We start from the raw sequence: 11,894 nt of genomic DNA on the forward strand, positions 1-11,894 counted from the left end.
CCTAGGCCATAAAATGATGAATGCCTTCGCGCCCCGCGTAGAGCAACGCCAGCAGGCCGGCGAAATACGCAAACTGCTCGATGGCAATGCGCCAGGAACGCACGCCCATAGTGGCCAGCAGCACGTAGGAATTCAGCGCCGTCAGCACCAAGCTTACCGCGCTATAGGCGCCCACCGCGTAGAGGAAGCCGTGGCTCTGGACTACAAAATAGACGGCCGCAAACCGCGCCACCAGCAGCACGATGTTGAAAATCAAGTCGTACAGCTGCTTGTGCACGATGGTGTACACCGACACGAAGATGTAATAGTTGATGCGGAAAGCGTAGTAGCCGGCCAGCAGGCAGGCCACCACTCCGGCCGTTTGCCACTGGGCCCCAAAAACGGTGGGGAAAATAAGGTCGCCCAGCACGGCCGCAGCCGCAAAGGGAATGGCCAGGCCAAGGAATATTTTCCGGAAGTAGCCCGCGCAGAACTTCCCCAACTGGTTTACGCCGCCCTCGTGGTAGGCCTGCACCGAGTCGCGCATCACCACCGGCGACAAGGCCCCGCCCAGCAGCGAAACCGGCAGCTCCAGCATGCTGGAGGCAAACGCAAACGACCCCACCTCGGCCGAAGTGCTGAACTTTTTAAACAGCAGAATGGGCAGTTGCGACGACACAATGTTCAGGTAAGTAGAAGGCAATACCTGAACGGGGAAGCGCCGGAAGAAATAAGCCGTTTTCCACAAGCGCCGGAACGGGGCCGGCACCGTCAGCAGCCGGGTGATGCGCAAGGGCAGGCGCACCAGCACCACCCCTACCGCCACGAGGCGGTTGAGCATGTCGCCCAGAATGAAGCCGATGGGCGAAGGCCCAAACCACAGCGCGTGCGCAATGGTGTAGCCCTTGCCCGACAGGTTGGCGCTGACGTCGGACACGGCGCGCACGGAGTACTTATTCTCGCGAATGCACAAGGACTGCAAACACGACGAGAGCACCGACACCACCAACAGAAAGGGTATCCAATACACCATGTTCCCGATGCTGTGAATATCGAAGAACGACAGAATGCTGTCTTCGAACAGCCACAGCAGCCCCAGAAAACCCACCGAAACCAGCGTGCTCAGCCACAGCGTGAGCTGGGCCAGCGCCGCAAACCGGTCGTTGCGCTTGGGCAGCAGCAACGCCCCCAAGTAGTTGAGGCTCGACACGATGGACAGGTTGCCCAGCAGGATGCTGAACACCGCGTACTCGCCGTAGTCGGTGGGCCGGTACAGGCGCGAAATCACCGGCGAGAGCAGCATGCCCGCCGCCGTGATGGCCGCCGACCCCGAGAAACCAATCACCGCTTTGCGAAAAACGGGGTTGCTGAAAAACCCCGTTATTTTGGCAAAGGGAGAAGATACTGTAGGCATCAGATAAGGAATTGCCGGATGGCGCCGGGCAAATGAGAGCCGGCCGCGGGAAAGGACTGCGCCGATTCCGCGGCCGGCTCGTGTGCCGGGGGGCCGGCGGGTTTACTGGTGCTGCTCGTGCTGGTAGTTCACCTTGTGGCCGCCTTTCAGCAGGTAGGCGTCGCGCTTGAACAGCTCCACGTCGGCCTGCACCATGTCCTGCACCAGCGCGGCCAGGTCGTACTTGGGCTCCCAGCCCAGCTTGGCCTTGCACTTGGCCGGGTCGCCGATGAGCAGTTCCACTTCCGTGGGGCGGAAGTAAGTGGGGTCGACGCGGCACACGATGCTGCCCACGCGGGCCTGGTACTCGGGAATGGAGCACGACACCACGCGGCCCACTTCGTTGACGCCTTCGCCCTCAAAGGCCACTTCCACGCCCACTTCGGCAAAAGCCAGGCGCACAAACTCGCGCACCGTGGTGGTGACGCCCGTGGCAATCACGAAGTCTTCGGGCTCGTCCTGCTGCAGGATGCGCCACATGGCTTCCACGTAGTCTTTGGCGTGGCCCCAGTCGCGCTTGGCGTCCAGGTTGCCCAGGGCAATGTTTTCGCGCATGCCCAGCACAATCTGCGCCACGCCGCGCGTGATTTTGCGGGTTACGAAGGTTTCGCCGCGCAGCGGGCTTTCGTGGTTGAACAGGATGCCGTTGCAAGCAAACATGCCGTAAGCTTCGCGGTAGTTCACCGTAATCCAGTAGCCGTAGAGCTTGGCCACGGCGTAGGGCGAGCGCGGGTAAAAAGGCGTGGTTTCGCTCTGGGGCACCTGCTGCACCAGGCCGTAGAGCTCCGAGGTGCTGGCCTGATAAATCTTGGTTTTCTTGGTAAGGCCCAGCAAGCGCACAGCTTCCAGAATGCGCAGTGTGCCCACGCCGTCTACGTCGGCCACGTATTCCGGGGCATCAAACGACACTTTCACGTGCGACATGGCGCCGAGGTTGTAAATCTCGTCGGGCTGCACTTCCTGAATGATGCGAATCAAGTTGGTCGAATCCGACAGGTCGCCAAAGTGGTTGGTGAAGTTCGGGTTTTTATTACCGTCCTCGTCGTTGATGAGGTGGTCGATGCGGTCGGTGTTGAAGAGCGACGAACGGCGCTTCACACCGTGCACGTGGTAGCCTTTATCCAGCAAGAATTCGCTTAGGTAGGCACCGTCCTGACCCGTGATGCCGGTAATTAGAGCAACTTTCATAAGGAAAGAGTAAGTAAGTCTGAGGGCTACGCCTCAGTCAATTAGAGATACAAATGTAGCGAGGAGGCATTGTCGCGGGACTAGTACGGATAAACCGACTCGTAGTAACGCACAGTGGCTTCAATGCCTTCGGTAAAATCGGTGAACTGAAAGTCCGGAAACACCTGCCGGAACTTGTGGTCGTCCATGATTTTCTTCAGAGCGCCGTCGGGCATGCTCGTGTCCCACACCAACTGGCCGGCGTAGTTGAACTTGTCCTGAATGATGCCGATGAGTTCTCGCATGCTCAGACCGCTATTCTGGGCCAGGTTGGTGGGCTGCTCCAAGCCGGGGCGGTCGGGGTTTTGCAGCACTTCCCACACCAGGCGGGCAAAATCGGGGGCAAACAGCCACTCGCGAATGGCCACGCCCGTGCCCCACACCGTGAGTTCGGGCTGGTGGGTACGCTCGGCTTTCACAAACTTGGAGATGAGGGCGTTCAGGGCGTGGGCCTTGTTGGGGTCGGTCGAGTCGTAGGGCCCGTACATGTTGGGCGTCAGCAGATGAATGCTGCGTACGCCGTATTGCATCTGGAAGCTTTCGGCAGTGGTCCACAGAAAGCGGCGACTGGAGCCGTAGCTGAGCACAGACCGGTGCAGGTGCCCGTCCCACCATTCGGCTTCGCGGTACACCAGCGCCTCGGCCGGATAGGCGCAGTTGGCAATGGGGTTGATGACGATGGCACCGGGGCACTCCTGAGCAATGGCCTCGTACATGGCCAGAATCATGCGGGTGTTGTCGGCCACCACCGTGGCGGCCATGGCGGTCACGTAGTGCAGGCTGCCTACGTGAGCGGCGCAGTTCACAATGTGAGTGGGCTGGTGCTGGCGCAGGAAAGCAGCCGTGGCCACGGGGTCGCGCAGGTCGAGGCCGCCACGTAGCGAGGTACCCACCACTTCCACGTCGTGCCGGGCCAGCTCGTCGGTTACGTTTTGCCCAGCAAAACCCGTATTACCAAATATTACTACTTTCATACTTAAAATTCAGCCTCTTTCGGATAGACAAAGCGCATACGTCTTTGCCAAGACAAGCCACGCCGGTGCAACATCGGCGCTTGAGTTTGGCATTTTGAGTGGATAAAAGAGGTTGGTGCGCGTGCCTGCTCTGACAGCAGGCGTGGACAACTTCCTGTTGCACTTTTCGTGCAAATAGAATGCAAAGGTAATGGTCAGTTGCCAAAAGCCTTCGCACAGCTGGCCACCTACCCGGGTTCGGCCACGCCGGCTAGGCCCTCCCAAAATCAGACTGACTGGCCCGGCACGCCCGTCGGCTATTCGGCGAAGGGCACCGGCCGCTGCTCGCGGCTGCTCTGCTGCGCCAGCTCCAGTATGCGGATGACGTTGCGCGCTTCCCGGGGCTTCACCAGTAGCTCAGCGCCTTCGCGGATGGCAGCGTAGAGGTTGCGGTAGAAGAGGCCGTAGTCGCCGGGCTCGCTCTTGATTACGGCCGTCAGGTCGAGGCCGGCGTGGGCGGTGGTCAGGCTGCCCCAGTAGGCTTCGGGCTCGCGGCCCCAGCCGATGGTTTCGGTGGGCGAAGCGCCGCTGCGCAGGGCATCCTCCTGAATGTCGCGTCCGCGCTTGATGAACGAGCCCTGCTCGCCCAGCACCGTGAACTGCGGAAAGGCATCGCCGGCCAGCATGCTGCCTTTGAGAGTCACCTTCACGTCGGGGTAGCGCAGGCCGAGGTCGAAGCTGTCGATGGCGGCGCCGTGGCGGCGCTGCACGCGCAGGTCGGCCGCTACGGCCTGGGGGTAGCCAAAGAGCTGCACCGCCTGGTCGATGAGGTGGGCGCCCATGTCGTAGAGAATGCCGCTGCCGGGCACGTCTTCTTCCTTCCACGAGCCCGCCAAAATGCCGGGCCGGTAGCGGTCGAAATGCGCTTCGTACTCCACCACGCGGCCAAGCAGGCCGCTGTTCATCACCTGCTGCACGGTGCGGAAGTCGCTGGTCAGGCGGCGGTTGTGGTACACGGTGAGCAGGCGCTGCTGCTCTTGAGCCAGCGCTATCAGCTCATCGGCTTCGGCAGCGTTTAGGGTGAAGGGTTTGTCGACCACCACGTGCTTGCCCGCGCGCAGCGCCGCCCGCGCCAGGTCGGCGTGCCGATGGTTGGGAGCGGCTATTATCACCAGTTCAATGGCTTCATCGGCCAGCACTTCTTCGGCGCTGTCCACGCGCACGGCGTCGCCGGGCAGCGGCGCGGCGCGGCGGGTGCTCACTTTGCGCAGCCGGAACTGAGGCAGCGCCGTCAGGAAGGGCGCATGGTAAATGCGGCCCGCGTTTCCGTAGCCTATCAGCCCAACGGCAATGGGAAGTACTTCGCTCATAAGTATTTGTGTAGCTGTCGCACCAAGGCGCGGCAGCCTATTGGCGTGGCGCCTCCCCTACCAAGGAGCGTGCCACAGGTCAGCGGCACCGTCGGGCTAGCGCGTAAACTTCTCGGCCTTCTTGGGGTCGAACGACTGGTACAACGTGGCGCGGTGCTGGGCGTAGGTGGTGGCAAAATCCTGCTGAGCAAAGTTTTCGGCTTTGATGGCCGACGATTTGCGGTGCAGCAGCCCGTACGCCTTTTGCTTCAGCGAATTGATGGCCCGGCGGCGGTTGAGTTCGGACACGGGTCGGCCCGTGGCGATTTCGCGGTACTTGTCGTTTATGCCCTGCTCGATGTTCTTTATTTTCAAAAACTTGAGCGTGTTGCTGTCTTCGTTGATGATGCGCACGAACATGGGCTGGCGGTACCACACCACCTGCAGCGGCAGGCACATGATGCGGTAGGTGTACTCGTTGTCGACGAATCGACTCAGGCTGTGCGTGAGGCCGATGAGGGGCAGCGAAGAGTGCCGGAGCATCAGGCCGGGGCCGTAGAAACCAAAAGGCTCCTTGGTCTGCTTCCACTTGGCAAAGTGAGCGGTGTGCTCAATCAGCTCCAGCGCCTGGCCGGTATAGTTGTCGAAGCCGTCGGCGCCGATAACGTCCACGTCCGGGTTGGCCAGCATGAATTCCTTGCACTCACGAATGGCCGGGTAGCAAAACACGTCATCGTCGTTTATCCATTTGAGCAGCGTGCCGCGGCAAGCGAGCAAGGCCCGGTTCACGCCGTGGGCCTCGCCCTTGTCGGGCGCCGACATGAAGCCCTGAATGCGGCCGGCGTCATACTGCTCCTGCAGCCACTGGGCGGTGCCATCCTTGCTTCCCCCGTCCGACACCACAATTTCCTCGTCGGGCTGCCGGTTTTCTATCAGGTCCGTCAGCGCAATCTTGAGGTAAGGCAGTTTATTGAAAGTGGTGATGTAATAGGAAAGGTTGATGGTTGATGGCTCCATAAAGCAAAAAAGAGAACGGCTGATGCGAAAAATGTTGGCTTTGCCCGTCAACGGGCGGCCTTGAATACGAAAAAAAACAAATGCCGCCTTGTGGGCCGCGGAAAGACTTTACGGCTAGCCGCAGCCCTAGGCCCAGGCATTTGCCACGCAGCCTTGGCCCGGCAGCACCCGCAAAGGTACGCCCGCTCCTCCCCCAAAGTCGCTTTTGCTGACCACAGAAACTCGCCGCGCGGTGGCCGGGCCCCGGGCCCTGCTGCCGCTAAGCCTTCAAAAACACAGATTCTATCCCAATGCGCAGCCCTTTGAGCAGCAGCAGCGTAGCGCCGAGCAATAGAATGGTCCGCAGCGCAATGCGCACCACAGGCAGGCCCAACAGGTGCAGGATGTGCATGTCGATGAGGAAAATGCACGCCAAGCTGCCCACCCCGAACAGCAGCAGCGCCAGGTCCACGTTGTGCAGGTACACGCCCATGGCCAGCCCGGCAGCGCGCGTCACAAGCAGCAGCAGGTTGGTCAGCAGCAGGTAGCGCTGCTTGCCCAGCACCGTATAGAGGTTGCCAGTGGCCTGCGAGGTGAGCTTGAAAATATAGTAGTAGCCCAAATAGCCGGTAAATACGCCGGCCATTTCCCAGCGCGCGCCGAAGGCAATTTTGAAAATCCAGTCGCCGAACACGGTAATGAGGCCCAACGGCACGATGCCGACGTAAAGCAGCTTATTGTAAATGTTGAGCGTGAGTTCGCGCAGGCGAGGCAGGTCGGTGTGGTATAGCTCCGAAGCTTTCTGGTAAAACACCGGCGCAATGGCCGAGCCCGTGAGCCCAACCGGAATTTCCAGCAGCGTGACCGAAAACGAGTATAGCCCCACCACCGTGGCGCCAAACCCGCTGGTGAGAAAGAAAATGGGCAGTTGCGCCGACAGCGTGTTGACGTAAGTCCCCGGAAGCGTGTAGAGCGGAAATTCTCGGAAGTCATGGGCCGCCTTCCGCACCCGCGCCCAGGAAAACGTGCGCCGCAACTCGCCCCATTCGCGGTGAACCCCGCTGCGCAGCAGGGCCACGAAGGTGGTGAACTTACCGAACACATCGCCCAGCACCAATCCACCCGGATGCCCGTGTGTGACTAAGCCACTGCCAATGGTAAATGCCCGCCCAAGCACGGTAGCCACCACGTCGGCACCCGTTCGCGTGCGAAACTCCTTGGTGCGCGTATACCAGGAGCTCAGCAGCAGCGACAGATTGTAGAACAGCAGCAACACGGGCAGCAGGTAGAACCAGCCACCCAGGGCCTGCACGTCGAGCCACGCCGTTATCCAGGGGCCAAACAGCAGCAGCACCAAGCTAATCAGAACAAACGAGCCCACGGACAGCACCCCCGACAGCTGCATCAGCGACAGGGCATCTTCCTTGGTTTTGGGCAGCGGCACGGCGCTCTGGTAGGTGAGCGTGGTGAGCAGCGTCAGGTTGCTCACCGCCGCGTTGAGCACCGCCATTTGCCCGTACGCTGCCGGCGGGTAAATGCGCGTCATGATGGGCGTGAGCAGGAAGCCCAACGCCGTGACGGCCGCCGACCCCGAAAACGTGACGAAGAAGTTCTGAGCGAAAGAGCCTTTCTGGCGCAAGGGCTGCGTCAGGTCGAGCAGGCGCTGTTTTAACATGAGAATAGTAAAAAGCCGGGGATATTACGCCAACGGGCCCACCGCGCGGGCATGACGCAGCTGTTTGTTAGGCCTCAGCCGGCACGCCGGAAGCGCCGGCTACTCCACGACACAGCCCAGGCGGCGGTACTGGCCTTTGAATTCTTCCGTCCAGCGCAGCCATTCGGGGTAGGTGGCGCGTTCATTGGCCGCGGCCTCGAGCAGTGGGCGAAGGTATTCCGGCGCAAAATCCTGCGGGAAATCATGCATAGCGTCCAAGTCGCCACGCAGCCAGGCTTCGTTCAGCAGGTAGTTCAGCACGAAGGGGTCCAGCCGCACGCCAGCGAAAACGTTGGTGGCCGAGGTAATGAACGACGTGCGGGTGAGCTCCTGCCGGGTTTTGGCAAAGCGGCCGCCCGTGCGCCGCCACCACGAATGCGCCCGCCGCAGTTGCTCGGCCTCGTCAACCTGGACCTGGCCCATTGGCCAGAGGTGTAACCAGTACTCCTTCTTGAAAAAGGCCGAAGCCACCGCGTACAAGGCGTATAGCGGCAACTGGTATTCCATGTCGGTCTTGCAGAACCGAAGCAGACGGGCGTGATACAGCACCGAGCGCACGCGAAAGCGGTTCAGGAACACCGTTTGGGTAGATAGCGGGATGCTAGGCACCATTTCCTCCAGCTCCACCGCCCCCGCGGAGGGCAGGATGACCCGGCGGCCGCCATTCAGGCGCTCGTTGCCCAGCCAGCTCAGCTTCACCATGGCCAGGCGTTGGGCCTGCATTTGCTGTGCAAACGCCGCCAGGTCCAGGGGGCCGGTTATCCAGATATCGTCTTCAATCAGCAGAAAAATGTCCGAACACGCCCGAATCTGCTCCACCCAAAAATCAAACGGAATCACCTTTTGGTCGAAGGAAGCTCCGCCGTCGACGTGCCGGCGCAAGGCCGCCACTTTATTGGGGTAGCGCGGCGAGCAGAATATTTGCACCGCCGGATATTGCGCCCGAATGCGGTCCAGGTATTCCGGTGGGGTACCGTCGTCGAGCACCCGCAGCGTAAAGTCGCCCGTGACGTAGCGGTAGATGCTGCGCAAGCAACGGTCGAGGTAATACGGCCGGTTGAATGATTTGATGACGATGTCCATATCCGCGTAAGGTGCCGAGACGGGAGGCGGGTTTTACCGGATAACGGCGGCCTCCGGACGCGCGGCGTACTCCTCATACACAGCCCGCAACCCTTCGGCCAGCCCAATCTGGTAGTGCCAGCCCAGGCCAGCCAGCTTGCTCACGTCCATGAGCTTGCGCGGGGTGCCGTCGGGCATGGACGCGTCGAAGCGCAGGGCGCCGGTGTAGCCCACGGTGCGGGCCACCAGCTCGGCCAGCTCGCGGATGCTCAGGTCTTCGCCGGTGCCCACGTTCACCAACTCGGCCCCGCTGTAGTTGTGCAGCAGGTGGAGGCAGGCATCGGCCAGGTCGTCGACGTGCAGGAATTCGCGGCGCGGGTTGCCCGAGCCCCACACCTGCACTTCGGGAGCGTTGGCTTCCTTGGCCTCGTGAAACTTGCGAATGAGCGCCGGCAGCACGTGCGAGTTGTTCAAGTCGTAGTTGTCGTTGGGCCCGTAGAGGTTGGTGGGCATCACCGAGATAAAATCGCAGCCGTATTGCGAACGGTAGGTTTCGCAGAGCTTGATGCCCGTAATTTTGGCCACGGCGTAGGGCTCGTTGGTTTGCTCCAGGGGGCCGGTCAGCAGGGCGTCTTCGCGCAGCGGCTGGGGCGCCAGTTTGGGGTACACGCACGACGAGCCCAGCATCAAGAGCTTCTTCACGCCGTGCAGGTAGCTCTGGTGCACCACGTTGGCCTCAATCATGAGGTTATCGTACAGGAATTCGGCCCGGTACACGTTGTTGGCGTGAATGCCCCCCACCTTGGCGGCGGCCAGCACCACAACCTCCGGCTTCTCTTCTTCAAAAAAACGGGCCACGGCGGCCTGATTGCGCAGGTCGAGCTCGCGCGAAGTCCGCGTGACTAAGTTCTGGTAGCCGGCCTTGGTCAGGCGACGCACCATGGCCGAGCCAACCATGCCACGGTGGCCCGCCACGTAGATTTTCGCGTTTTTTTCGATGCTAGTCATAGCGATATCGGTAGGGTTCAAAAGCTCGGTTATTTCTTGGGGGCGCCGGCCGGGCGGGCATCGGCGGGGGTTTCTTTCCACCAGTCCAGGTCCACGGCCGCTGCCGGAGCCGTTGCCGGGTCGGGTCGCATGGCCTTAAGTAAACCAGTTGGAACCAGCTTCTTCAGCATTGGGTTCACGCTCGCGCCCAGAATCATGCGGCGGGTGCGGGGGCTGTAGCTCAACAGGCCGGGCAGCTTGCGAAAGGCAATGGGCCGCGCCGCGCTCATGTCGCGCTTGCCGGTCCAGTTGATTTCCCAGTAGGTGTAGAGGTTGCGGCGCTCTTCGTCGGTAAGGCGAAACTTCTGGCCGTAGCGCGGCTCCTGTTCGCATAGCTCCACCATTTTCACCAGGTTGGGGTACCACTTGTCGCTGGTGGTGGTGCGCTGGTCGGGGTGCAACTGGTACACGGCCAGCATGTCGGAGATGTAGCGGCCCGGCGCCAGGTGCGCCACGCGGTACCACTGGTCGATGTCGGCGCACATGTCCACTTCGCGACGCATGCCGCCGGTTTCCTCAAAAAACTTGCGCTTGACGAAGGTGGCGTGCTGTGGCGGAATGGTCTGGAACAGGATGGAGTGCGGCGTGATGTCGCCCACGGGGCTGCTGCTGCTCACCACGTTGCCCTGCAGGTCGATGGCGTACTCGCCGCCCGAAATGAAGCTGGCCGCGGGGTAGTGCTGAAACGCCGCCGCCATGGCCCGGAACGCGCCGGGCAGGTAGTAGTCGTCGGAGCTCTGAATGGCCAGGATTTCGCCGGTGGCGCGGGCCACGCCCTTGGTCACGGCGTCGACAAAGCCCTTGTCGCGCGCCGACCACCAGATGAGCCGGTCGCCGTACTTTTTCAGCACGTCCACGGTTTCATCGGTCGAGCCGCCGTCGGACACGATGACCTCGACCGTGCCCGGATAGTCCTGCTTGAAGATGCTGAGCAGGGTGCGGTCGATGAATCGGCCTTGGTTCCAGGACGGAATGACAATGGAAAGAGAAGGAAACTCCTGCATTGGAACCAGCTTACTTCGTCAGGGCCGCCACGTCGGCCAGCCACAACTCCAACAATTCAATCTCCTGAGCCGTCACGATATTTTCGGTGGCCAGCTCGGCGTAGGCGCGGCGCAGGTTTTCGCTCACGGTATTGGCCGGGTCGATGGCGCGCTTTACGGCCGCAATCACGCGGTTGGGGTGCAGGTAGCAAGGAATTTCCGACTCAAAATCCTTCACGTAGTCGTGCGGGTTGCGCTCCTGCAGCACCGTGGCTTCGGTGAAGCCCAGGCGGTAGCCGTGCGCCCACATGATGGGCTGGGCCACCAGGCCGCGCAGAATGTCGGTGAAGCGGAACGTGACGTAAGCCGGCAGGTAGAGCAGCGGAAACAGCTCCTGGCGCACGGCCGTGTTCTGGGAGTTGAAGGGGCAGAGGGTGCCTTCGGGCAGCACAATGGGGGCGCGCTTGTCGAAGAAAATCTCGGTGTTGTCCACCAAGCGGTAGATGGCGTCCACGTCCGGGTCGGAGTCGGCCAGGCCCTGCCAGAAACCGATTTTGGCGGTTTCGGCGGTCAGGTCGGCTTCTTTCAGGTTGTGGTCGGTGTTCAGAATCAGGTCCAGCGGGTAGCCGCGGGGCCAGATGTGGTGGCTGGTGAAGTTCTTGTAGATGTTGACGAAGCCCTTGTTGGCCGGGGCCGTGTCGAATTGCCCCTCAAATGCCGGAAACACCCAACCGTCGTAGGGAATGTTGTCGTCGTCGGTGTCGACGATGACCGTGGCGCCCGCCTTGATGGCGTGCAGGTAGCCTATCATCTTGCGGCCGTAGTGGTTGAACGGCAGCTTTTCGCTCATGCGGAAGCCCTGGGCCTCCTGGTCGGCCACGGACAGGTAGTGCACGCCATCGGCCTGCCAGTCGGCGGGCGATTTCTTGTCGCCGGCCACCACGAGCTGGTACTCGGGCATGGCCGCAATCTTGGTCACGGCCTTGGTGGGCGCGAAAATGGAGGTAATAACTACGTGGGTCTTCGACATAAAAAAGCAACGAAAAGAAGCCCTCAACCGCCATTCAGGAGGCCGGTGAGTTAGGGTGTAAGTTCGGCAAAGGTAAGGCAGCCTGGTCCGTTAGCCGCCGG

The 11,894-nt window shown here is 61.3% G+C and carries 10 protein-coding genes; all 10 read right to left on the reverse strand.

Going from position 1 to position 11,894, the window contains the following annotated elements:
• Position 1: 1 nt before the first annotated feature.
• Positions 2-1,393, reverse strand: coding sequence for an oligosaccharide flippase family protein (locus JAO73_RS04630; RefSeq protein ID WP_198975984.1), 1,392 nt, complete (start codon positions 1,391-1,393; stop codon positions 2-4).
• A gap of 102 nt (positions 1,394-1,495) precedes the next feature.
• Positions 1,496-2,620 carry a GDP-mannose 4,6-dehydratase gene (gene gmd, locus JAO73_RS04635; protein ID WP_198975985.1) on the reverse strand — a complete coding sequence of 375 codons (1,125 nt, stop codon included), beginning with the start codon at positions 2,618-2,620 and terminating at the stop codon, positions 1,496-1,498.
• Between the two features lie 80 nt (positions 2,621-2,700).
• The gene (locus JAO73_RS04640; protein WP_198975986.1) at positions 2,701-3,633 is read right to left on the reverse strand and encodes an NAD-dependent epimerase/dehydratase family protein; all 933 of its coding nucleotides are present in this window, start codon (positions 3,631-3,633) and stop codon (positions 2,701-2,703) included.
• A gap of 296 nt (positions 3,634-3,929) precedes the next feature.
• Complete coding sequence (locus JAO73_RS04645; protein WP_198975987.1) at positions 3,930-4,982, reverse strand: Gfo/Idh/MocA family oxidoreductase; 1,053 nt, start codon at positions 4,980-4,982, stop codon at positions 3,930-3,932.
• 96 nt (positions 4,983-5,078) lie between these two features.
• Entirely contained in the window at positions 5,079-5,978 is a 900-nt protein-coding gene (locus JAO73_RS04650) for a glycosyltransferase family A protein (RefSeq protein WP_198975988.1), read from the reverse strand.
• A 259-nt stretch (positions 5,979-6,237) separates the two neighbouring features.
• Positions 6,238-7,632 (reverse strand): oligosaccharide flippase family protein, encoded by a 1,395-nt coding sequence (locus JAO73_RS04655; RefSeq protein ID WP_198975989.1) that lies wholly within the window; start codon positions 7,630-7,632, stop codon positions 6,238-6,240.
• 99 nt (positions 7,633-7,731) lie between these two features.
• On the reverse strand, positions 7,732-8,754 hold the full coding sequence (locus tag JAO73_RS04660; RefSeq protein WP_198975990.1) for a glycosyltransferase family 2 protein: 1,023 nt from the start codon (positions 8,752-8,754) through the stop codon (positions 7,732-7,734).
• Positions 8,755-8,787: 33 nt separating this feature from the next.
• Complete coding sequence (gene fcl, locus JAO73_RS04665) at positions 8,788-9,732, reverse strand: GDP-L-fucose synthase (protein ID WP_317191203.1); 945 nt, start codon at positions 9,730-9,732, stop codon at positions 8,788-8,790.
• Positions 9,733-9,770: 38 nt separating this feature from the next.
• Positions 9,771-10,784, reverse strand: coding sequence for a glycosyltransferase family 2 protein (locus JAO73_RS04670; protein WP_198975992.1), 1,014 nt, complete (start codon positions 10,782-10,784; stop codon positions 9,771-9,773).
• Between the two features lie 10 nt (positions 10,785-10,794).
• Positions 10,795-11,793, reverse strand: coding sequence for an STELLO glycosyltransferase family protein (locus tag JAO73_RS04675; protein ID WP_198975993.1), 999 nt, complete (start codon positions 11,791-11,793; stop codon positions 10,795-10,797).
• Between the last annotated feature and the right edge of the window lie 101 nt (positions 11,794-11,894).

Origin of the sequence: Hymenobacter miniatus (assembly GCF_016427455.1) — a bacterium.
GTDB lineage: Bacteria > Bacteroidota > Bacteroidia > Cytophagales > Hymenobacteraceae > Hymenobacter > Hymenobacter armeniacus.

Excerpts from the sequence above, each read along its gene's own strand:
- JAO73_RS04675 (WP_198975993.1), bottom strand. The coding sequence starts at position 11,793 with ATGTCGAAGACCCACGTAGTTATTACCTCCATTTTCGCGCCCACCAAG.
- JAO73_RS04645 (WP_198975987.1), bottom strand. The coding sequence starts at position 4,982 with ATGAGCGAAGTACTTCCCATTGCCGTTGGGCTGATAGGCTACGGAAAC.
- JAO73_RS04670 (WP_198975992.1), bottom strand. The coding sequence starts at position 10,784 with ATGCAGGAGTTTCCTTCTCTTTCCATTGTCATTCCGTCCTGGAACCAA.
- JAO73_RS04655 (WP_198975989.1), bottom strand. The coding sequence starts at position 7,632 with ATGTTAAAACAGCGCCTGCTCGACCTGACGCAGCCCTTGCGCCAGAAA.
- JAO73_RS04650 (WP_198975988.1), bottom strand. The coding sequence starts at position 5,978 with ATGGAGCCATCAACCATCAACCTTTCCTATTACATCACCACTTTCAAT.
- gmd (WP_198975985.1), bottom strand. The coding sequence starts at position 2,620 with ATGAAAGTTGCTCTAATTACCGGCATCACGGGTCAGGACGGTGCCTAC.
- JAO73_RS04660 (WP_198975990.1), bottom strand. The coding sequence starts at position 8,754 with ATGGACATCGTCATCAAATCATTCAACCGGCCGTATTACCTCGACCGT.
- JAO73_RS04640 (WP_198975986.1), bottom strand. The coding sequence starts at position 3,633 with ATGAAAGTAGTAATATTTGGTAATACGGGTTTTGCTGGGCAAAACGTA.
- JAO73_RS04630 (WP_198975984.1), bottom strand. The coding sequence starts at position 1,393 with ATGCCTACAGTATCTTCTCCCTTTGCCAAAATAACGGGGTTTTTCAGC.